The sequence below is a fragment of the Burkholderia sp. 8Y genome, assembly GCF_902506145.1.
GTDB lineage: Bacteria > Pseudomonadota > Gammaproteobacteria > Burkholderiales > Burkholderiaceae > Caballeronia.
The window spans coordinates 396,619-419,156 of the sequence record NZ_LR733519.1; the positions used below are offsets into that span (position 1 = coordinate 396,619).

Consider the following 22,538-nt stretch of genomic DNA (forward strand, 5'->3'; position numbering starts at 1 on the left):
AGCGCCTCTTCCGATCCTCGTCGGCCGAGCATTTTTCGAATCTCGGCGTTCTGCCTGCGCTTGTGTTGTTCTCTCATCTTTTCGCTCCCAATGCGCATGCCGTGGCAAGAGCAAACATCGTTCCGTACCGGTTACTTTCTGCGCAGGTATCGGTCCAGCAGGACGCCGGCACTTGCGCCATGCAGGAATACAGAAAGCACGATGGCTGCAACGATGATCGGCAGAAGCGGATCAATCACGCGATGCCCGGCTTTCTCGAAGCAGAAAAGCAGGTAATAGAACGCGCTGACGCCTCGCAGACCCAGCCATGCCGACAAGAGGCGCTGCTGGCGGTCGAGTGACGAGCCAGCGAGAGAGAGTGTGCTGCCGAGCGGGCGGGCAACGATGAACAGAAACAGAACCGGCCAGATGACGGACCAGTGCAGCAGTTCGCGCCAGTGCGCAGACGCGAAACTGCCGATCATCACCATGAGGCCCAATTCAATGAAGCGTTCGACTTCGACCGAGAAGCCCATCATGTTTTCCGCGATGTAGGCGTGAGCCAACTCGGGGTCTTTAGCGGCCTTCTCGCGCTCTCCGCGTTCGACCGACTCTAGCACTTCGCTTGGCGGCTTTTCGCCGGTCGCCTTCATCTCCTGCCGCCGCAACGCGACGCCGGCGACGAATACCGCAATGAAGGCGTAACCATCGACAATCAGCGTCGCGCCATACGCCAGAGCAACCAGCCCGAGCGCGAGAAAGCCTTCCAGACCGAGCGCATGGTCAAAGCGCGTGCGCAGCTTCGTCACGAGCACGACAACGCCGGTGCCCAATAGCCAGCCGAAGAACACGGCGCTCGCCAGTCCCCATGCGATCGCGAGGGCGAACGTCCACGGATTGCTGCTGCCGAGACTCTCGATGCCGCACAGGGCGAGCGCGATATAGACCATCGGGGAGGCCGCGCCATCGTTGAGTCCACCTTCCGATGACAAGGCGAAGCGCAGCGGTTCATCGTCGCCTGCTTCCTCGACGCGCAGCTCATTGGCCAACACCGGATCCGTTGGTGCAAGCGTGGAAGCCAGCAGAAGGGCCGGGCCCGCGGCCAGCCCTAGTCCCCACCGCGCGGCGGCGAACATGACGCCGATGGTGATGAGCATCGCAGGGCCAGCGAGACGCAGCGTGAGCCGCCACAGAGGATTCGAATACTCGACGCGCAGATACATTCCGATTGCGAATAACGACACGACGAGCCCGGCTTCGGTAAGCGTTCGAAGCAGGCGAACGTCGCGCTCGACGTCGATGTTCAGGAGCCCGGCGCATGCGGGGCCGAGGACGAAGCCGACGACGAGGTAGACCATTGCGCCGGTCATCGGCAGCCGCTCGACGAATTTGCGACCGACCGCCATCAGCACCATCAATGCCCCGACTATCAGGAACCAGACGGCTTCAATCGTCATACCGGCTCCTTGAATTGAAGAAGCGTTGCAGTGTGTTCAAGTGATTGAAGCGGCGAATGGAGTCGTTCGCGCAGGAACGAAGCGGGGCGAGCGCGTGATTCCGGCCTGATACGTGCGAAGCGCCTTCAGGCTCGCCACAGCGTTTTCCAGCATTCCCCGATGGTCCGGCAGACGCAATCGCCTTTTCGAACCCTCAGACGCGAACAGGATACAGCCACGTTCAGCAGCGCGTTGTTGGCGCTCGGTGCGATCACGTGCGCCTCGATGCGTCGACGTCCTTATGCTTGAGGAAGCGCGCGATTTCGACCCGCATTATCGCGGGAATGTTTCTCACTCGGTGCGTGAAGCAAGGCCGCCTTCATGGCGGAATTGAGTCCGACGAACTGGGAGCAACTGTTCCGGATCAGGAAGGACAAGCCAGACCAACACGCTACGGAATGCATGAAAACTGCCGGTTCAAGTTCTACATGCTCGAGTGCCCTTCGGGTCTCTGAAACTAGAGCATCCGTGCATCGCATCACAACAGGCTACGCATAAGAACAATTGAGCGTTGAGTCGCCCGCACCGCGAAACGAACGAACGTCTGTACGCCACGATTCATGACACCAACGCGCGACCTTCCACGAAAAGAACGGGCTTGCAGCATAGGACGTCAGCGCGGTCCAAAGAATTGACCAGCGCAACGCAACGCACAACACAGACGACTGCCTTTTGCTCGGTCGAGCGCAAGCCTGAATAAATTTGGCGTATGTCATTCAGACTTCTGTGCTATCAGAGTCATAAGGGCCCGACACGAAAGACCGGTAGCCGCGAAGTTACTGCGGGCTGTCGGAATCACGACTGTGTAGTGAGCCGGTTACAGGAATCAGGCAGCAGGTCGGCGGTACGTGGTAACGACCCGCCAATGGCGACACATGCAAGCTCCGGTAGGAGAATCCAATGCGCGTGCCTCTCGCTGTGTCTTTCTTCATCTTGTCGGTCGTGATTTCGGGCTGCAATACGCCGCCGATTCCGCCAGGCAAGTCAGTCGATATTCCCACCGCCATGCAGCAGGTCCTCGCGGGGCTTTGCAGTTTCGAGAAGGACCAGGCAGCGCGAAAACAGGATTGGGGCGTCGCCATCGACTCGATCACGGTGGAACTCGACTTGACGGTCGACGGTTCGAAAAATCCGCCAGTGGCTGTAGCGCCCGACATCCAGTTCATACCGACCGTCAGTTACGGTCAGATCATTACGGCGACCAAGGGAAGCCGGCTCATGCTCACGTTGAAGAAGACGGGCGGTGGCAAGGAATGCAACGGCCCCAAGGCGACTCAATAGGAGATACACGCCCCGCATGACATCCCGGTCGTCGGCGCTGGCCTCGGAGTCGGACATCGATACGCAGCGGCGCTAGACGGTCACTGAACGCGCGAGAAGGACGGTCCCATGACGGATGCGAGCCCGATTGCCGGCGCACTGCTGCTGAGCCTGCTGCTTACCCTGGCATGCGCTCCCTCGACCTCGACGGCCGCCGATGGCGAAGTTCTGGCCAGCGTAAAAGCTCGCGGCATCGTGCGTTGCGGTGTCAGCGAGGGCATCGCGGGCTTCTCCGCGCAAGACGCCGCCGGGCAATGGACAGGACTCGACGTCGACTTTTGCCGAGCGTTGGCGGCCGCCGCACTCGGCGACAGCCGCAAGGTGACGTTCGTGCCACTCAGGACATCAGAGCGATTTCCCGCGCTGGAAATACGACGGATCGACGTTCTCGCCCGCAACACCACGTGGACCTTGCTGCGCGAGGGCGCACTCAAGGTCCAGTTCGCGGGCGTGCTCTTCTACGACACGCAGGCTTTCATGGTTCCCGCCGCGAGTGCGCAACAATCGGCCGGCTCGCTCAAAGGCGCCACGGTGTGCGTACAGAAAGACACGTCCACACTCGACCATCTGATTGCCTATTCGGAGGCGAGCGGCGCACGCATCAAGCCGCTCGTGGCGGATTCGGCTACCGAGGCAAGCCGCGCATTCTTCGCGGGACAGTGTGCCGCCTACACGGCGGACGCGTCGACGCTCCATGCATTACGTCTTCGCGCGCCGGGCGGTGTCGAGGCTTTCACGATTCTTCCCGCACGTATTTCGAAGGAACCGCTCGGACCTGCCGTGCGCGGTGGCGATGAACGCTGGCTGACGTTGGTCCGCTGGGTATTGCTGACGCTGATCGCTGCAGAAGAAATCGGCGTCACGCGCGAGAACCTCGACATGCGCTTGCGCGATCCATCGGTCTATCGCGCGCTCGTGCCGGACGATGCCGTCACCCGCACGCTTGGCGTCGAGCGCGGATGGACACTGCGCGCTTTAAGGAGCGCGGGCAACTATGGACAGCTATTCGACCGTAACGTGGGCGCGCACAGTCCTCTCGGGCTCGCGCGCGGAATGAACGACTTGTGGACCCGTGGCGGCCTGATGTACGCACCGCCTATTCGTTGAAACGTTGAAGCGTTAAACCGAGCGAGGGCTCGCATGAGCGCAACGCAGGTCTATATCGTCGTAGGCGTGTTCGCGACAGTCATTCTCGCGATCGCCTTCAACGTGGTCGACATGGCCGTGGCGGCGCTCGGCGGCATGTGCGTTCTGATCGTGCTCGATATCCTCGACGAAGACGATCTTCTCGCTGCCGCGCGAATCGCCGCCGGTCCAATCAGCCTGCTGTTTGGCGGCATGGTCGTGGCGCGCATCCTCTCGACCACGGGCGTCTTCGACCTGATCGGCGACGCATACCTGCGAGCAACGGGCGGCAGCGGCAGACGCTTTCTTCTTTTGCTGCTCGTCATTGTGGCGCCTCTATGCGCTTTGCTGCCGAACGCCACAACCGTGATTCTGCTTGCGCCCATCATCATTCGCGTGGCGGTGGCGCTCGAACTGGACATCGTTCAACCGATGATCCTGACTGCCATCGTGAGCAATGCAGCCGGACTTCTGACGCTGGTCGGCGATCCGGCGACGTTTCTCGTCGGCAGTTCCATCGGTATGACGTTTGGCGAATATCTGAGGCGTGTGAGTCTCGGCGGGCTGCTGGCGCTCGCTGCCGTGTTGCCGCTGTTGCCGCTTCTGATGCGCGACATCTGGCGCGTCCGGCGAACGCTGCCGCCTTCCGAGCATCGCGCGCGCATCACGCGGCCCGTGTACGCCGCGCTATCGCTGGCAGTGCTGGCCGCGATGATGGTGCTGTTCGTCTTCGGCGAAAATCTGCCGACTCGGATCGTTCCGCCTGTCGTCGCGCTGATCGCGGGTGCGCTCGCGCTTCTCGTTGGATTCGGCGCCAAGATCGAGCCGACCGACAGTGTCCTGCGCGACGTCGACTGGAAGACGCTGCTCTTTCTCGCCTGCATTTTCTGTCTGGTTCAGGCGATGACGAAGACGGGCCTTCTTCAGTTGATGTCGCTCAGGCTTTACGACGCGTTCGGCACGCGGCTCGCGCTCGTCGCGCTCGCCATGATCGCGGGGATCGGCGCGCTATCGTCGCTGCTCGCCAACGTGCCGGTCGCGGCGGCCTCCATCGTGATGGTGAAGGGCTATCTGGTGGCGGCGCAGTTCGTGCCTGAGGTCGCGCTATCGGACCAGTTCACGCAGTGGCCTGCTGTCACGATCCCGGTGTTCGTTGGCATGATGTTCGGTGCCACGCTTGGCGGCAATGCCACGCTTGTCGGCTCGGCGGCGAACATCGTCGCAGCGGGTATTTGCGCCCGCGAAGGGCGGACCATCACGTTTGCGCGGTTCCTGCGTTACGGCTTGCCTGTCACCGTCGCGCAACTCGCGGCCTCGGCGGTGTATGTGCTCGTGCTGACGCACTTCTTGCGGTGACGTGGGCGGCATGCTCGCTTCGATGACGGCCGATGCCCCCGCGCTCACAACAGTCATTGCCGATGAAGTTCGTAAAACTAATCGACGCGGAAGTCCATAATGAAGCATGCAGCCGTCGTCGGCTCAAATCCGTGACGACGATCTGCGAAACGACGCTCAAGAGCGTCACGCAGTTTGAAACGAACGTGCCGCTTTGGGAAGTGTTCGGTGCGTCATCATTCATGCGAGGAGATAACCGATGCTGCGCACACCGGTCGTTCACCGAACGCTATCCCGGGAACTGCTCGACGTTCTGATTCGGGCAGGTCTCATCACTGTCCTTGTCGTGTTCTGCTTCCGCATTGTCGTCCCGTTTCTCGATCTCATTGTCTGGGCGCTGATTCTGGCCATCACGCTGTATCCGTTGCAACTGCTGTTGCGCAAGCCGCTCGGCAACAGGGACGGCCTCACGGCTACGCTCATCATTCTCGTCGCATTCGGCGTCATTCTCGTGCCGACGTATCTGCTGGGCGTCGCCATCGTCGATTCCATCGAGCATGCGATGACGCTGGTCAGAAGCGGCAGCTTTCGCATTCCCCCGCCGGCCGAGTCGGTTGCAGGCTGGCCGCTGATCGGCCAGCGCGTGTTCGACTTCTGGCAGCAAGCCGCGACAGATTTGACCGGTCTCGCGCAGCGGTTCTCGCCGCAACTGAAGCAAGCGGGCCTTGCGTTGCTCGGCACCGTGACCGGTCTGGGCGCCGGACTGCTTGTCTTCTTCGTCGCGCTGATCGTCGCGGGCATTCTGATGGCATATGGCGAAAGCGGGTACCGTAGCGCGCTGGAAATTGCATCGCGCATATCCGGCCCGGAGCGCGGAGTGCAGATCACCGATCTCTGCACCGCGACCATCCGCGCGGTCGCACAGGGCGTGGTCGGCATCGCGTTCATTCAGATGCTATTGATCGGCGGCGGGTTCGTCGTGATGGGCATACCGGCGGCGGGTTTGCTCGCGCTCGCGGTGCTTCTCGTCGGCATCATGCAATTGCCCGCGACGCTGATCACGCTGCCCGTGATCGCATTCGTCATGCTGACGAGAGGTGTGGGCGCCGCCACGATCGCGTTCTCGGCCTATGTGTTCGTCGCGGGTCTCGCCGATAACGTGCTCAAGCCCTTGTTGCTGGGACGCGGCGTCGCCGTGCCGATGCCCGTGGTGCTGATCGGCGCGCTCGGCGGCATGGTGACGGGCGGCGTCATCGGGCTTTTCATCGGGCCTGTCTTGCTTGCCGTCGGATACGAACTGTTCTGGAGATGGGTAAGAGACCAGCCGCAAGCCGAACGGACGGACCGGCTCGAGCAGGCCGAAGTGACCGAACCTATCAGCGTGCAGAAGCATTCCTGATGCTTCGGGACTTCTTGTCGATCAGGCGTGGCTCGTACATGTGACGGTCGTCGTTGGTCAAGCGACCGCGAGCGTCGTCGCGCCGAGTTCGCGAAACGCTTTTGCGCATCCATATGGGATCGAACGTGCGTTTTCATTGGTCTCCGATGCCACCGGCATCACCGCATGTGCTTCAGGCAGGCAGAGGCGCGGTGTCACCGGATGACGCCGTTGCGTTGATGGCCGCGAGGGTATGCTGGCCGATCATGAGTTCTTCGTCGGTCGGTATCACCCAGACCGACGCCTTGCTCGACGCCGTGCTGATGCAGGGTCCGCCCGAGACGTTTGCGGCATGATCGAGTTCCATTCCGAGCCACGCGGCATCGCGCACGACGCGCTCGCGGATGATGCTGGCGTTCTCGCCCACGCCGGCCGTGAAAACGAGTGCGTCGATGCCCTGCATCGCGGCTACGAGAGAGCCGAGTTCGCGAGCGATGCGGTACGTGTGGAGGTCGATGGCGAAGCGTGCGCGCGGCGCCTCGCTTGCGAGCAGTGCGCGCATGTCGCTCGAAATGCCCGATACGCCGAGCAGACCCGATTGCCGGTAGATCAGATCTTCGATGTCCTGCTTCTCCATCTCCAGTGCGGACATCAGGTAGAGGATCACGCCGGGGTCGAGATTGCCGCAACGCGTGCCCATCGGCAGGCCGTCGACAGCGGTGAAACCCATCGTGCTCGCGATGCTCTTGCCGCCTACCATCGCGCACATGCTCGCGCCGTTGCCCAGATGCGCAACGACCGTGCGGCCCGTTGCTGCGGCGGGCGCCATGCGCGGCAGCACGCTTGCGATGTACTCGTACGACAGACCGTGAAAGCCATAACGGCGCACGCCCTTCTCCGCGATGAAGGCCGGCAGTGCGTAGGCTTGCGCGACTTCCGGCGCCGAGCGATGAAACGCCGTATCGAAGCAGGCCACTTGCGGCAACTCCGGGCGAGTTCGCGCGATGATGCGGATCGGACTCAGGTTGTGCGGTTGATGCAACGGAGCAAGCGGCACCAGTGCTTCCAATTCGTCGAGCACCGCTTGCGTCACTCGCACCGGCCCGGCGTACGTCTGACCGCCATGCACGACACGATGACCCACGGCGATAAGCCGATGCCCTTCACCGTGATTGCGCAGAAAAGCGCCGATGTGCTCGATCGCGCCCTCGTGATCGAGGCCAGTATGGGCGCCCATGTCGTCGCTCGTCTTGTTGCCGGCGCTGTCGACGGCGCTAAAGCGTGGCGCCGTGCCGAGTCCGTCGACCTGTCCGCGCAATACGAGATGCATCGTCGTACCGTCCACGCCGAAGGCGCGGAACTTGATGCTCGACGACCCCGCGTTCAAGACCAGAATGACGTCAGCCATGGCGCTACCTCAACACGTTATTGCGCTTGCGGATTGCTTCTGCCACCAGAACGGCTACCGCGCATGAAGCGAGGCGCGTCAGCAGGGCGTCGGCGCGGCTCGTCAGGATGATCGGCACGCGTGCGCCGAGCACGATACCCGCCGCGTCCGCGTGGGCCAGAAACGACAGACTCTTCGCGAGCATGTTGCCCGCTTCGAGGTTGGGGACCATCAGCACGTTGGCGCGCCCGGCCACCTGCGAATCGATTTGCTTGATGCGCGCGGCTTCGAGATTGATCGCGTTGTCCAGCGCAAGAGGACCGTCTACCAACGCTCCCGTTACCTGGTGCCTGTCGACCATCTTGCACAGCGCGGCGGCTTCTATCGTCGAAGGCACTTTCGGATTCACGGTCTCCATCGCCGACAGAATTGCGACGCGGACTTGTTCGAAGTGCAGCGCGTGACCCAGATCGATTGCGTTTTGCAGGATGTCCATCTTCACGTCGAGCGACGGCGCGATATTGATTGCAGCGTCGGTGACGATCAGCGCATGCTCGGTCTGCGGCACATCCATGACGAAACAGTGGCTGATGCGCCGTTCGGTGCGCAAACCCGACTCGCGGTTGACGACCGCGCTCATCAGTTCGTCGGTATGCAGGCTGCCTTTCATCAGAGCTTCGGCCTTGCCTTCCCGCACGAGCTGCACGGCGGCTATTGCGGCGGCGTGACTGTGCGCGGCATCGACGAGCGGATAGTCGGCAATGGGCACGCCTGCTTGCTCGGCCGATGCTTCGATGCGGTCTTTCGGACCCACCAGTATTGGTGCAATCAGCCCCATGCGCGCCGCTTCCACAGCGCCCTGGATCGAAGTCGAATCGCACGGATGCGCGACCGCCGTTTGCATCGGAGGCAAGCCCTTGCAGAACTCGATCAGCCGTTGATACTTCGCGTGTTTGTTTTCCATCGTGACTCCCATCGAGAAGACGAGCGTAGTCGATATTTGTCAAACCATGGCCATGCCAGCGAAGCGGCGATGCGGCTGCGCGTGGGCTTCGCCGTGAGGATCTCGCGGGTGCGATCGAGTGTGGCCCGCTGCGCTTGTGTCGGGCTGTGCGTTCTTCAGAAGCGCGTAATTAACTGGCCTTTCGAACTTGCGGCCTTTAAGGACGAACGCGTAGTCGAGGTGCAGCATCGGTTTCGGTTCATGCCGGCTTCTTTCGTAGAATGCGGTGCCGCGCGTGCGCAGCGTATCCCGGAAGATGATCGAACGCTGAAACGTGTTTAGTCCGCAGGACCAGGTGTCCAAGAGAGTCGGAACATGCGGGTTCATTTCGGGCGCGGCGCAACTGCTTTTGCCGAGTGCAGCCTGCTTCCCATCGGTCAAATGCTCCTGCGCCCTTTCGATATGTCTGTTCGAGATGCGCGCAAGCTTCGCGTCGATCTTCCGTCTGCGCGACGACGCGTTTGCTGCGTCCATGGCGTGAACCTCGCGATAAGAGGGGGGCCGAAAGTCTGTCATTTCCTGTCTGTTGCATATATACCTTTTTCCGAACTCAGCAAAGAAGAAATGCGCTCGGATTTACTCGTCGGTCCAATGGTCTCTATTAGTGCATCGCTGGTTGATTGGCAAGTCGTTACCTCGGCTCGTCAGCCCCGTTGTCCCGAGGGATGGGTAACACAGTCACCCTCGTCGCTAACCTACACTTCCTAGAAGCGCGATAACGTGCGCGCGGCGCCTAAGCGTGCTTTTCTCGCCTGAACGCAGCCGCGCCCCGGAACGCATCTTGCTCGGTTCGTGTGCCTTATGTTGATGCGGTAGCGTAAGCGCAATTCATGAGGCTTCACAGGAGAAAGCGAGATGCGCCGAAACATTACCCGCGCCAGCAGGCACCATATCTACAACGTCTTTCGCGCAACGATATTTGCATTGATCGCAGCGTCGGCTCCGCTGTCACAAGCGGCGACCAGCGACAACGCCGAGAGGTTTCTCGGCGATGCGCTGCAGGATGGCCGCGCGGAAATAGAGACTTGCCAGCTTGCGCTGAAAACCTCGCATGATGCAGCGGTGCAGGCGTTCGCCAAACGCATGATTCAGGATCATCAGGCGATGGATGACCGCATCGTCGCTCTGGCGAAACAGAAAGGTTACCGCTTGCCCGACAAACTCACTGTTACTCAGCGCGCGACTTACATCGCGCTCAAGCCTCTGAGCGGCCATGCGTTCGACAGCATGTTCATGAAGCACAATGTCTCCGACCACGAGTCCGATATCAAGGTCTTCAGCGATCAGGCGGTTCATGCGAGCGATGAAGACGTGCGGGCGCTTGCCGGCGACGGAGTCGCGACTTTGCGCGAACACCTTCAGCTTGCGAAGCAAACGGACGCTGCAATCAAGAAGTGAATGCCCTCGCATCTCACGGGACTGCTTCAAAGCACATTGAACGACGAGGGCATCAATAGACGTCCCGTCTCCGCACTTTCCCTATGTTACGATCGTAACAACGATGCTATAAACTGAGATCAACTTATCACAAAGCTGTTGTGCGTCGCGCAAGAGCACAGCCAAACGATCTCATGCTGGAAACCGCATCGAAGTCCATCGTCGCGTGGCCCGGAAGGACTCAGTCGGCCATCAGTGCGCGCAATCCCGGCGTACCTTTCGATCTCGCATGGCTCGATGGGCTGCGCGTGAATCAATCCGCAGTCGAACGCCGGGCATTGAGTTTCGGCTTGCGTCGCTCCGTCAAGAAAGACGCGCAAGCGGCGTGGCTGCTCAAAGCGATTACCTGCATTGACCTCACGACGTTAAGCGGCGATGACACCGCGGCGCGCGTTCAACGTCTCTGCGCCAAGGCATGCCGCCCGCTGCGCGAAGATTTGCTCGACGCACTCGGCATGTCGGATCAGCCGATCACGACGGGCGCAGTGTGCGTCTATCACCGCTTCGTCAAGACTGCGGTCGACGCCTTGGGCGGTAGCGGCATTCCCGTCGCGGCCGTTTCCACTGGATTTCCCGCAGGTTTGAATCCGCATGGGCTAAAGCTGCGCGAAATCGAAGCATCGGTTGCGGACGGCGCTAGAGAAATCGATATCGTGGTCACGCGCGAACATGTGCTGACCGGAAACTGGCAAGCCCTCTATAACGAAATGCGCGACTTTCGCGCGGCTTGCGGCGAGGCGCACGTCAAGGCGATTCTCGGCACGGGCGACATACGCACGCTGTCCAACATCGCTAAAGCGTCGATGATCTGCATGATGGCAGGCGCCGATTTCATCAAGACATCCACGGGGAAGGAAGGCGTCAATGCGACGCTGGATGTCTCGCTCGTGATGGTGCGCATGATTCGCGAATATCTGACGCGCACTGGCGTGGCAATCGGCTTCAAGCCTGCGGGCGGCGTGTCCACGGCGAAGTCGGTTCTCCAGTATCAGATTCTTATGAAGGAAGAGCTGGGGCGCGAATGGCTCGAAGCGGACTTGTTCCGCATTGGGGCGTCGAGTCTGCTTGCCGATATCGAGCGGCAATTGGAGCATCACGTGAGCGGGCGCTATTCGGCGTTCAATCGTCACCCGGTCGCGTGAGCGTCGCCTGAATAAAGCCACTTCAAACTAAAGCCTCATGAGCGTAGCCGAATACTTTTCTTCGATGGAATACGGACCCGCACCGGAAGACGATCGCGCCGTGCGCGCATGGCTCGATCAACACGCCGGCCGCTTCGGTCATTTCATCAACGGCGCATGGCGCGATGGAGCGGACGACCTTCGCTTCGATTCGCGCGAACCGGCTACGGGCCGCGTGCTCGCGTCCATTGCGCAAGGTGCAAGCGCCGATGTCGACGCCGCCGTGCAAGCCGCGCATGACGCGCTGCAATCATGGCAAGGCATCGGCGGTGCGGGCCGCGCGCGGCATCTGTATGCGCTCTCGCGCATGGTGCAAAGGCATAGCCGCCTCTTTGCCGTGCTCGAATCGCTCGACAACGGCAAGCCGATTCGCGAATCGCGAGACATCGATATCCCCCTTGTTTCAAGGCATTTTCTGCATCATGCGGGCTGGGCGCAGTTGCAGGAACGCGAGTTCGCGGACTGGGCGCCGCTCGGTGTGATCGGCCAGATCGTGCCGTGGAATTTTCCGTTGCTGATGCTCGCCTGGAAGATCGCGCCCGCACTTGCGCTCGGAAATTGCGTCGTGCTCAAGCCGGCGGAATATACGTCGCTGACGGCATTGCTCTTTGCAGAGCTGGCGCATCGCGCCGGCTTGCCCAAAGGCGTGCTGAACGTCGTAACGGGCGATGGCCGCACGGGCGCCGCGCTCGTCGAACATCCGCGCGTCGCGAAGATTGCTTTCACAGGCTCCACTGAAGTGGGGCGCCAGATTCGCGCAACGACCGCTGGCTCGGGCAAATCGCTTACGCTGGAATTGGGCGGCAAGTCGCCCTTCATCGTATTCGACGATGCCGATATCGACTCCGCAGTCGAAGGCGTGGTCGATGCGATCTGGTTCAATCAAGGTCAAGTGTGCTGCGCGGGTTCGCGTTTGCTCGTGCAGGAAGGTATCGAAGCGCGCTTCATCGAAAAGCTCAAGCGCCGCATGGAAACGCTGCGCGTCGGGCCGTCGCTGGACAAGGGCGTCGACATGAGCGCCATTGTCGATGACGTCCAGCTCGAACGTATCCGCGCACTGGTCGCCAAGGGTGAGAGCGAAGGCTGCGAAATCCATCAGCCATCGCGTCTGACGCTGCCCGAAGGCGGGGCGTTCTTTGCACCGACACTCGTGACCAACGTCGCACCGTCTTCGACTTTGGCGCAAGAAGAAATCTTCGGACCTGTGCTCGTTTCAATGAGCTTTCGGACGCCCGACGAAGCCGTCGCGCTGGCGAACAACACGCGCTATGGCCTCGCGGCGAGCCTCTGGAGCGAAAACATCAGCCGCGCCCTGGACGTCGCGCCGCGCTTGCAATGCGGTGTCGTATGGATCAATGCGACGAATCTGTTCGATGCAGCGGTGGGCTTCGGCGGCTATCGCGAATCCGGCTTTGGACGCGAGGGCGGACGTGAGGGCATCTGCGAATATCTGAAGCCGCGCGCATGGTCCACGCTGCCGATGCGTGACCAAGCAGGCGCGCGGCCCGCCGAGCCGGAATCGCTGACCGATACCGCGATCGTCAGTGCAATCGACCGCACGGCCAAGCTCTTTATCGGCGGCAAGCAGACGCGGCCCGATAGCGGCTATTCGCGGCTCGTTCGCGCGCCGTCGGGCGAGATCGTCGGTGAAGTGGCGGAGGGGAATCGCAAGGACATTCGCAATGCGGTCGCTGCGGCGCGCGGCATGACGAAATGGGCGGCTGCGAGCGCACACAACCGTGCGCAGGTCCTCTATTACCTCGCAGAAAATTTGAGTGCACGAGCCGACGAATTCGCGCGCCAACTCATTGCGCGTGCAGGTTCGAATGAACGCGATGCAAAACGTGAAGTCGATGCGTCGATTGCGCGCTTATTCACCTATGCAGCGTGGGCCGACAAGTTCGATGGCGCCGTGCATGCGCCGCCGCTGCATGGCGTCGCGCTCGCGATGCACGAGCCGCTCGGCGTGATCGGCGTGGTGTGTCCTGACGAAGCTCCGTTGCTTGGGTTCATCTCGTTGATTGCACCCGCGCTTGCGTTTGGAAATACCGTGGTGGCGGTGCCCGGCGCGGCCTGTCCGCTCATGGCGACCGACTTCTACCAGATCGCGGATACCTCCGACGTGCCGGGCGGTGCGCTCAACATCGTCACAGGCGACGCCCATGCGCTTGCGAAAACGCTTGCGCAGCACGACGATGTCGATGCGCTCTGGTGCTTCAATGGCGCCGCGCTTTCGGCCATGGCAGAGCGCGAATCGGTCGGCAATCTCAAGCGTACGTTCGTGGATCATGGGCGCCTGTTCGACTGGCATGATGCATCGAGTGAAGGTTTGCCCTTCTTGCGGCAAGCCGTGCAAGTGAAGAATATCTGGGTGCCGTATGGAGATTGATTCACGGCACTGACAAGCTTCAGGTTCAACGGCGCAGATCTCGGAACGAGACGCGCCATGCATGGAGGAGACGCTGTGCTGAAGAACATCGATCCGCTTCTGAACGCCGACATTCTCTACGCGCTTGCCGCGATGGGACATGGCGACGAAGTCGTCATTTGCGACGCTAATTTTCCCGGCGATTCGGTGGCTCGCCAAACTGTGCTAGGCAAGCTCCTGCGTATCGATGGCGCCAATGCGCCGCGTGTCGTGCGCGCCGTGCTGTCGGTCATGCCGCTGGATACGTTCGTGGACGATCCCGCAGGCCGGATGGAAGTCGTCGGCGATGCAACAGCCTTGCCGGCCGTGCAGCGTGAAGCGCAACGCGAAGTCGATCAGGCAGAAGGCCGTGATTTGGCGTTCGCGCCAATCGAACGCTTTGCCTTCTATGAGCGCGCGAAGAAAGCCTATTGCGTGATCAGGACCGGCGAGACGCGCGGCTATGGCTGTTTCATCTTCAAGAAGGGCGTGCAACTCGCGCCGGATGCGCCGCAAGGAGACGCGCAATGAATGGCAGCGTCGTCATTCTCGGCATCTATGTGACGGACCTCGCTTTTCGCGCAGCGCGCATGCCGTTGCTCGGCGAGACAGTCGCCGGCTCGGCGTTCGCAATGGGACCGGGCGGCAAGGGTTCGAATCAGGCCGTCGCCGCCGCCCGCGCGGGCGCCGACGTCGTCTTTTGCACGCGCATTGGCAACGACGCATTCGGCAAGATCGCGCAAGCGACCTGGGAAGCCGAAGGCATCACGTCGCGAGCAAGCGTGACAGACGGTATCGCGACCGGCGCCGCGCATATTTATGTGGATGAGAATACCGGCAGCAACGCGATCATTGTCGCGTCCGGCGCGGCTGGCACGCTCGGTCCCGATGACGTCGATGCCATCGAAGGCGACATTGCGCGCGCGGCCGTATTTGTCACGCAACTGGAGCAGCCGCTTCCCGCCGCGAAACGCGGGCTCGAACTCGCGCGTAAGCACGGCGTGACGACTGTGTTTAATCCCGCGCCTGCCTTGACGCTCGACGACGACATCTTCCCGCTTTGCGACTACATCACGCCTAACGAAACGGAAGCGGCGGCATTGACCGGTATCGCGGTCAACTCTGTCGACGATGCGCGCCGCGCGGCCGACGTGTTACTGAACAAAGGCGCACGCACGGCGATCATTACCTTAGGCGAGGCAGGCGCGCTCTTGCATGGCGCACATGAATCCGTGCTCGTTCCCGCGTTCGAATGCGGGCGCGTGGTCGAAACCGCAGGCGCGGGCGATGGCTTCACCGGCGGCTTCGCGGCGGCACTCGCGCGCGGCGATAGCGCCCTCGATGCAGTGCGCTTCGCATGTGCATTGGCAAGTCTCTCGGTGACGCGGCCAGGGACTGCGCCCTCGATGCCTCGCCTCGATGAAATCAATGCGTTGTTGCGCGAAAGGAGCGTGACGCTATGAAAGCGTCGAAGTGGCTCGCTGACCGCCAGTTCAATTTTCTTGTCGGCGTGAATGTGCTGGTGGTGATCGTCGCGACGTGGCTTTCGCACGGTCAGTTTCTCGACATCGACAACCTTCAGTCGATGGGCGGCCAATTGCCAGAACTCGGCTTGCTTGCGCTCGGCATCATGCTTTCCATGGTTTCAGGCAATGGCGGTATTGACTTATCGGGCGTCGGGCTTGCGAACCTGTCTGGAATGGCAGCGGCCATGCTTCTGCCGCACATGGTTTCCGCCGACGATTCCCCCGCGCTCTATACCGCGGTATTCGTATGCATCGTCGTGGCAATGGGTTTGCTCGGCGGGCTGCTCAACGGCGTGGTGATTGCAAAGCTCAGACTGACGCCGATTCTCTGCACGCTCGGCACGCAATTGCTTTTTACGGGCATTGCCGTCGTGCTCAGCAACGGCGCATCGGTGCGCGTCGAATATGTCGATCCGCTGTCGAATATTGGCAACGGTACGTTCCTTCAAGTGCCGATTTCTCTCTGGATCTTCATCGCGGCGGTGCTCGTGCTCGGCTGGGTGCTCAAGCGCACACCATTCGGTCTGCGGCTCTATTTGATGGGCACGAATCCCAAGGCCGCGTTCTATGCGGGCATTCCGCGCGCGCGCATGCTGATTCTGACTTATGGCATGTGCGGCGTGCTGGCATCGCTAGCGGGCCTCATCAGCGCGACGCATACGTCGAGCGCCAAATGGGACTACGGCAACTCTTATCTTCTGATCGCGATCCTGATTGCGGTGATGGGCGGCGTGAATCCCGCAGGCGGCTATGGACGCATTGTCTGTGTGTTTCTCGCGGCGACTGTCCTTCAGTTCCTGTCGAGTCTTTTCAATCTGCTTGGCGTCTCGCAGTTTTTCGGCGATTGCGCGTGGGGTTTTCTGTTGCTTGCGTCGCTCGCCTTCGCGGGCGGAGAACGCGTGCGCGCGATATTTGGCATCGGCGGAGCCCGGCCCACATCCAAAGTTCCACCGCCGCCCGCATCCACGGGACGTTGAATCATGCTGTGTGCTTGCTTCAAAAGACCATCGAACGACATTCGAAACATAAAGGAGACAACACGATGAAGCTCAAGACTTTCGGCACCGCGCTCACGGCGATTGCGCTTGCTGCAGGCGCGATCATGGCGGCGCAAGCCGCGACGAACGAGACCATCGTCACGGTGGTTAAAGTGACGGGCATCAACTGGTTCAATCGCATGGATGATGGCGTCAAGGAGTTCGGCAAGGAGAACCCGAACATCAACGTCTATCAGACCGGGCCCGGCCGCGCGGATGCCGCCCAGCAATTGAAGATCATTGAAGATCTGATCGCCAAGAAAGTCACTGCCATTGCAGTGGTTCCGTATGACCCGCCGACTCTCGAGCCCGCGCTCAAAAAGGCAATGGATCGCGGCATCAAGGTGGTCACGCATGAAGCCGACAACGCAAAGAACACGATGGTCGATATCGAAGCGTTCGACAACACCGCATACGGCGCGGGCCTGAACGAACGTCTTGCGAAGTGCATGGGGCAGCAGGGCAAGTGGGCGGTGCTGGTGGGCTCTCTCGGCAGCCGCTCGCAGGTTCAGTGGGCCGACGGCGGCATTGGCAACGCCAAGGCCAAATATCCGAAGATGGATCTCGTCGAGCCGAAGCTCGAAACGAACAACGACGGCGAACGCGCGTATCAGGTGGCTAAGGAAGTGCTGCGCAAGCATCCGGACCTGACCGGCTTCCAGGGCTCGTCGTCGCTGGATGTGATCGGCATTGGACGCGCGGTCGAAGAGGCCGGCAAGGTCGGCAAGATCTGCGTGTACGGCACGGGTCTGCCGACCGAAGCGGGCAAGTTCCTCGAGAGCGGCGCAATCAATGGCATTGCTTTCTGGGACCCGAAGCTCGCCGGTATTGCGATGAACAAGGTGGCTCAGATGCTCATCGAGGGCAAGACGGTGCAGAACGGCGCAGACCTCGGTATCACCGGCTATAACAAGGTCACGGTCAGCAAAGGTCCGGGCAAGGGCGTGATCGTTCGCGGCACCGGCTGGGTGGATGTCGACAAGACGAATTACAAGCAATACCCGTTCTGATGTGAGGCTTAGCGGCGCGCGGCCTACAAAGGCGCGCGCCGCCCGGATCGATACGCCATGACCAAAGAAACACCGCTCCTCGAAGTCGTCGACATTCATAAACGCTTTACCGGCGTCTATGCGCTGCGTGGCGTGAGCCTCGCGTTTCAGCGCGGGCAGATCTATCACCTGCTCGGTGAGAATGGCTGTGGCAAAAGCACGCTCATCAAGATAATCTCGGGTGCGCAGCCGCCGGACGAGGGCGAGCTTGTGATGGAAGGCGCGCGTCATGCGCGGCTCTCGCCGCTCGAGGCATTGTCCGCCGGCATCGAGACGGTTTATCAGGACTTGTCGCTGCTACCCAATATGAGCGTCGCCGAGAACGTCGCATTGACTTCCGAACTGGCGGAGCACGCCGGCAAGCTCGCCCGCACGTTCGACCGGCGCGCATTAGCATCAACGGCGGCACGCGCGCTGGAAGCGGTTGGCTTACCCGGCGACGCGGATTTCCAGAAGACGCTAGTCGAGCAATTGCCCCTGGCGACACGCCAACTGGTTGCCATTGCCCGCGCCATTGCGAGCGAGGCGAAGTTCGTCATCATGGACGAGCCCACCACTTCGCTCACGCAGAAAGAAGTGGACAATCTCATAGCGGTGCTGGGCAGGCTGCGCGCGCAAGGCGTCGCTGTGCTTTTCGTGAGCCATAAGCTGGACGAATGCTATGCAATTGGCGGTGAAGTCATCGTGCTGCGTGACGGTCAGAAAATGGCGCAAGGTCCGATCGAAAACTATACGAAAGCGCAGATCAGCGAACTCATGACCGGCAAGCATCTTTCGACCGACCGCTATCGCGAAGGAGGCGAGGCGCGTGAATCGAAAGTCGTGCTCGACGTAAAGGAACTCGGCCGCAAGGGCCAGTTCGCCGATGTATCGTTCGCCTTGCATGAAGGCGAGATACTCGGCGTCACGGGCCTGCTCGATTCGGGCCGCAATGAACTGGCGCGCGCGCTTGCCGGCGTGGCGCCTGCGGATAGCGGCGTCGTGACACTCGACGGCATGCGTGTCCGCCTGCAAACGCCCGCGGATGCCAGGACGCAACGCATCGGCTATGTGCCTGAAGACCGCCTGAACGAAGGGCTTTTTCTCGACAAGCCGATTCGCGATAACGTCGTGACCGCGATGATCGCGAGCTTGCGCGACCGCATCGGACAGATCGATCGCAAGCGCGCGCAAGCGTTGGCCGAGCGCACCGTCAAGGACTTGCAGATCGCCACGCCCGATGTCGATAAGCCGGTGCAATCGCTTTCCGGCGGGAATCAGCAACGCGTGCTGATCGGGCGCTGGCTCGCGATCAATCCGCGCGTGTTGATTCTTCACGGGCCGACGGTGGGCGTGGACGTGGGCTCCAAGGACATCATCTATCGCATCATGCAGCGGCTGTCCAAAGAGGGCATCGGCATCATTCTCATTAGCGATGATTTGCCCGAGTTGCTGCAAAACTGCGACCGCATATTGATGATGAAGAAAGGCCGCCTGGCTGGCGAATATCGCGCCGATGGCCTGAGCGAGGCTGATCTTTATCACGCGCTACTTTCCGAGGCAGCATGAGCATGAGCGAATCCATTCGCGGCACCGCAAGCGAGACGATGCCGCAAGCAGTGAGCACCGTCGCGCCGCAAGTGCGCAAGGGAAGTCTCTATGCGCAACTGATGCGCAAGCCGGAGTGGTTCACGGTTGGCCTGATCGTGGTCACCTGTTTGATCGTGGGCAGCCTGAACCCGCGCTTCTTCCAGTTCGCCACGCTGTTCGACATGCTGCATTCCGCGACGACCGTGTCGCTCTTTGCACTCGGTACGCTCGTCGTGCTGGCGTCGGGCGGGATCGACGTATCGTTCACCGCCATTGCCGCTTTGACGATGTATTCGATCACCAAAGCGGTCTTTGCCTGGTGGCCCGACTGCCCGTTCGCGCTCATCGTGCTAGCGGGCGCACTCGGTGGTGTGCTGCTCGGCGTCATTAACGGCATGCTGGTGCATCGCCTAAAGGCGCCTTCGCTGATCGTGACCATCGGCACGCAGTATCTGTTTCGCGGACTGCTGCTGACGTTCGTCGGCACGCAGTTCTTCATGAACATTCCGCGCAGCATGGATGTATTCGGGCGCTTGCCGCTTTTCTACTATCACACCGCCGATGGCTTGCGCGCGGTGCTGCCGGTATCGGTGCTGGCGCTCGTGATCGCGGCAATCGTCACGTGGTGGCTGCTCAATCGAACGATGATGGGCCGAGGCGTCTATGCGATGGGCGGCAGTCTCGTCATCGCCGAACGCCTGGGCTATAACCTGCGCGCCATTCATCTCTTCGTGTTCGGCTACACGGGTCTGCTTGCTGGCGTCGCGGGCATTCTGCATGTATCGACGAACCGGCTCGCCAATCCGTTCGATCTCGTGGGCACGGAACTCGATGTCATTGCCGCAGTGATTCTCGGCGGCGCGCGCATTACCGGCGGCACCGGAACCGTGATCGGCACGCTGCTCGGTGTCGTGCTCGTGACGCTGATCAATAGCGTGCTGATTCTCGTGGGTGTCCCGAGCACTTGGCAGAAGGTCATTATTGGCGCGTTCATCCTGCTTGCAGGGACGCTGTTTGCCTTGGGACGCAGGCAATGACAGCGTATTGACGCTGGTCGGAGTGCTACTGACAGTCGGCCTAATCGCGTGGGTGCGTGGGCCGTTGCCCTTCCTCGGTGATGACCGAATCAAAGTCCGCAATCTGCGAGAAGCGCACGGCCTTCACCTTGCCGAACTTGCTTTCATCGACCACTAGATGCCGCTCGACGGCGCTAGCCATGGCTGCCTGCTTGATGGCGACTTCGTGAAAGTTCCAGCAAGTCACGCCACGTACTTCGTCGACGCCGCCGGCTGACATGAACGCTTTGTTGATTCCCATGCGTCTCAGCGTTTCGACGCTTTCATCGCTGGCGAACGATTCGGACGACGGCACGTAGACGCCGCCAAGCAGAATCATGCGGACGTTCGGCTTGCGCCGCAAAATCTCGGCGACGTTCAGCGAGTAGCACACGACCGTCAAATGCATGTGCGCGGGAATCTGGCGTGCCAGCGTCGTCAAGGTCGTGCCGCAGTCGATAAAGACGGTTTCGTTATTCGCGAGCAAGCGCGCTGCGTGACTCGACGCAATGGCCTTCGCTTGCGCGAAGTGGTCCTTCTCTTCTTCGATCGTGTAGCCTGCGGCATTCGGCACATCGGCCGCACTCACGATATAACCGCCCAAGTAAGTGAACTGCCCGGGATTGGCGGCCACGTCACGGCGCACGGTCATTTCAGAAACACCGAGCAGCGCGGCGGCATCGCGCAGACGCATCACGTTTTGTTTTTCTAGTGCGCTCGAAAGCGTGCGCAGGCGGTCGCTCTTGGCCATCTCTTTGCAGTGCTGTAAAGCCGTCGCCGAAGTGTTAGCTTCTAGTCTTGCGTTGATAAGATTATAACAACGCAAGGCGCGTCGGATGGCGCCTTGCGTATCGTTCGCGGGTAAATACGGACCGGCGTTCCGCTTACGCGCTTTCGTTCTCTTCGAGCATCACTGCAAGCGTGCCGGCTTCGCTTTGCACGCCTGCATCGAGGTCGATTTCGTTCGGCGTCATCTTTGCAATGGCACGCAACAGGCGAGGCGAGAAGGTTGCGCCGAATCGGGCGATGGCGTTATCGCGCTGCCTGTCGTCGGCATGCGCCAGCGCGCGCAACTCGTTTAGCGGAAGGCCGACGAACAAGTCGATAGGATAGGGAGGCGCGGCAAGCGCGGCTGCGGCTGCCGTTGCGGCGGGTGCGCGCACGCGTAGGCCGGGCTGAAGATGCTCCGCGAGTTCCATCGTGATTTCGTAGTCGGCTTCAAATTCCAGCGATGTGCGCGCTTCGCTTTGGAGGAAAGGCGCAACGGTTTCGAGACGGGCGAGTTCTTCATCGGTGAGCAGCATGGCGGTTCTCCTTTAGACGCGAACTGAATGGCTCTGGCCTTGGGATGCTTAGCTAATTACTTGCCCGGTAGTGGAACGAGCCGCAAACGAATCGGCGGAAAAAATGACTCAGGCAATACGATGAGTTTGAATGAAGGCCGCAATGGCTTCGTTGACTGCATCGGTTGCGTCGCGATGCGGCGAATGGCGGCAACGCGGCAGCTTGACGAGCTGCGCATGCGAAACCGATGCTTTGATCTTGTCGATCTGCTGCATGGATGCGTATTCGTCGTCGCAGCCTTGAATGGCGAGCAGCGGCCGGCGGATCGATTCGAGCGTCGTCGTGATATCCCAGTGACGGAACGCTGGATCGAGCCATGCATCATTCCATCCGTAGAACGCGGAATCCACGTTCTCGTGGTAGGGCTTGAGGCGCTTGCGCAACTCGCCGGTCTCGTAAGCGGCTCGCGCCTGCGTGATCGCTTCGACCGTCATCGCCTCGACGAACACATGCGGCGCAAGCACGGCCAGCCCGGCTAAAGCGTCAGGGTAGGCGCTCGCATAGAGCAAAGCGATCGAGCCGCCGTCGCTATGCCCGATCACCCACATGCGTGCGCGTTCGCTTTGACTAACGCCGATGGCTTCGAGCAGCGCAGGAAGCACGACCTGCGCTTGATGATGCAGGAAATCAGCCGCCCAGTGTTCGTCTGCGCGACGCGGCGTGGATCGTCCATAGCCTGGACGCGAATACACGAGGCCACGGCAATTCAGCCGATCACATAGCGATTGCGGCCAGTCTTTCCATAGCGCGATGGAACCGAGCCCTTCGTGCAGGAACAGTGCTATAGGTGTGTCTTTAAGCCCGGGATTGATCCATTGATATTCGATGGATAGCGGACAGGCGCCGCCCGCAATTTGCGCATACTGCACTGCGTCGATAGCGTTTGTTGCGTCGTTCATGGCCTTGGGAT

The 22,538-nt window shown here is 61.0% G+C and carries 20 protein-coding genes; 13 read left to right on the top strand and 7 right to left on the bottom strand.

The genetic code is table 11. From position 1 onward, the window contains the following. Positions 1-131: 131 nt before the first annotated feature. Positions 132-1,436 (bottom strand): cation:proton antiporter, encoded by a 1,305-nt coding sequence (locus tag GV035_RS01755; RefSeq protein ID WP_159832819.1) that lies wholly within the window; start codon positions 1,434-1,436, stop codon positions 132-134. Positions 1,437-2,375: 939 nt separating this feature from the next. Between GV035_RS01755 and GV035_RS01760 the strand changes: the two genes are divergently transcribed. From GV035_RS01760 to GV035_RS01775, 4 genes are all read left to right on the top strand, one after another. Beyond that, entirely contained in the window at positions 2,376-2,756 is a 381-nt protein-coding gene (locus GV035_RS01760) for a hypothetical protein (RefSeq protein WP_159832820.1), read from the top strand. Positions 2,757-2,864: 108 nt separating this feature from the next. Further along, entirely contained in the window at positions 2,865-3,902 is a 1,038-nt protein-coding gene (locus tag GV035_RS01765; RefSeq protein WP_159832821.1) for an amino acid ABC transporter substrate-binding protein, read from the top strand. Positions 3,903-3,935: 33 nt separating this feature from the next. Beyond that, positions 3,936-5,276, top strand: a complete 1,341-nt coding sequence (locus GV035_RS01770) for an SLC13 family permease (RefSeq protein ID WP_159832822.1) — start codon at positions 3,936-3,938, stop codon at positions 5,274-5,276. A gap of 238 nt (positions 5,277-5,514) precedes the next feature. Next, complete coding sequence (locus GV035_RS01775; RefSeq protein WP_159832823.1) at positions 5,515-6,654, top strand: AI-2E family transporter; 1,140 nt, start codon at positions 5,515-5,517, stop codon at positions 6,652-6,654. Positions 6,655-6,826: 172 nt separating this feature from the next. Here the strand turns inward: GV035_RS01775 and GV035_RS01780 are convergent, their stop codons facing one another. From GV035_RS01780 to GV035_RS01790, 3 genes are read right to left on the bottom strand one after another with little or no spacing between them, the layout of a single operon-like run. Continuing rightward, complete coding sequence (locus GV035_RS01780) at positions 6,827-8,041, bottom strand: acetate/propionate family kinase (RefSeq protein WP_159832824.1); 1,215 nt, start codon at positions 8,039-8,041, stop codon at positions 6,827-6,829. Positions 8,042-8,045: 4 nt separating this feature from the next. Beyond that, a complete protein-coding gene (locus GV035_RS01785; protein WP_159832825.1) occupies positions 8,046-8,984 on the bottom strand; it encodes a phosphate acetyltransferase in 939 nt (312 codons plus the stop codon). Positions 8,985-9,023: 39 nt separating this feature from the next. Further along, positions 9,024-9,497: a DUF3141 domain-containing protein gene (locus GV035_RS01790; protein ID WP_159832826.1), complete on the bottom strand. Its 474-nt coding sequence runs from the start codon at positions 9,495-9,497 to the stop codon at positions 9,024-9,026. 381 nt (positions 9,498-9,878) lie between these two features. On the opposite strand from GV035_RS01790, the gene GV035_RS01795 reads away from it, so the two are divergent. From GV035_RS01795 to GV035_RS01835, 9 genes are all read left to right on the top strand, one after another. Beyond that, complete coding sequence (locus tag GV035_RS01795; RefSeq protein ID WP_159832828.1) at positions 9,879-10,421, top strand: DUF4142 domain-containing protein; 543 nt, start codon at positions 9,879-9,881, stop codon at positions 10,419-10,421. Between the two features lie 173 nt (positions 10,422-10,594). Continuing rightward, positions 10,595-11,602, top strand: a complete 1,008-nt coding sequence (deoC, locus tag GV035_RS01800; protein ID WP_159832830.1) for a deoxyribose-phosphate aldolase — start codon at positions 10,595-10,597, stop codon at positions 11,600-11,602. 37 nt (positions 11,603-11,639) lie between these two features. Then, positions 11,640-14,030 (top strand): aldehyde dehydrogenase family protein, encoded by a 2,391-nt coding sequence (locus tag GV035_RS01805; protein ID WP_159832832.1) that lies wholly within the window; start codon positions 11,640-11,642, stop codon positions 14,028-14,030. Between the two features lie 75 nt (positions 14,031-14,105). Beyond that, the gene (locus GV035_RS01810) at positions 14,106-14,579 is read left to right on the top strand and encodes an RbsD/FucU family protein (protein WP_159834915.1); all 474 of its coding nucleotides are present in this window, start codon (positions 14,106-14,108) and stop codon (positions 14,577-14,579) included. After that, on the top strand, positions 14,576-15,511 hold the full coding sequence (gene rbsK / locus GV035_RS01815) for a ribokinase (RefSeq protein ID WP_159832834.1): 936 nt from the start codon (positions 14,576-14,578) through the stop codon (positions 15,509-15,511). Before GV035_RS01810 ends, rbsK begins: the two co-directional genes overlap by 4 nt. Continuing rightward, entirely contained in the window at positions 15,508-16,551 is a 1,044-nt protein-coding gene (locus tag GV035_RS01820) for an ABC transporter permease (RefSeq protein WP_159832836.1), read from the top strand. The genes rbsK and GV035_RS01820 overlap by 4 nt, the downstream gene beginning before the upstream one ends. Before the next feature lie 65 nt (positions 16,552-16,616). Beyond that, entirely contained in the window at positions 16,617-17,621 is a 1,005-nt protein-coding gene (locus tag GV035_RS01825; RefSeq protein ID WP_159832838.1) for an autoinducer 2 ABC transporter substrate-binding protein, read from the top strand. Positions 17,622-17,678: 57 nt separating this feature from the next. Further along, entirely contained in the window at positions 17,679-19,208 is a 1,530-nt protein-coding gene (locus tag GV035_RS01830) for a sugar ABC transporter ATP-binding protein (RefSeq protein ID WP_159832840.1), read from the top strand. A 38-nt stretch (positions 19,209-19,246) separates the two neighbouring features. After that, a complete protein-coding gene (locus GV035_RS01835) occupies positions 19,247-20,266 on the top strand; it encodes an ABC transporter permease (RefSeq protein ID WP_236572527.1) in 1,020 nt (339 codons plus the stop codon). Positions 20,267-20,306: 40 nt separating this feature from the next. Here the strand turns inward: GV035_RS01835 and GV035_RS01840 are convergent, their stop codons facing one another. From GV035_RS01840 to GV035_RS01850, 3 genes are all read right to left on the bottom strand, one after another. Further along, entirely contained in the window at positions 20,307-21,035 is a 729-nt protein-coding gene (locus GV035_RS01840; RefSeq protein WP_159832844.1) for a DeoR/GlpR family DNA-binding transcription regulator, read from the bottom strand. 133 nt (positions 21,036-21,168) lie between these two features. Next, on the bottom strand, positions 21,169-21,588 hold the full coding sequence (locus GV035_RS01845) for a hypothetical protein (RefSeq protein WP_159832846.1): 420 nt from the start codon (positions 21,586-21,588) through the stop codon (positions 21,169-21,171). Positions 21,589-21,696: 108 nt separating this feature from the next. Beyond that, positions 21,697-22,527 (bottom strand): alpha/beta fold hydrolase, encoded by an 831-nt coding sequence (locus tag GV035_RS01850; protein ID WP_159832848.1) that lies wholly within the window; start codon positions 22,525-22,527, stop codon positions 21,697-21,699. Positions 22,528-22,538: the final 11 nt, after the last annotated feature.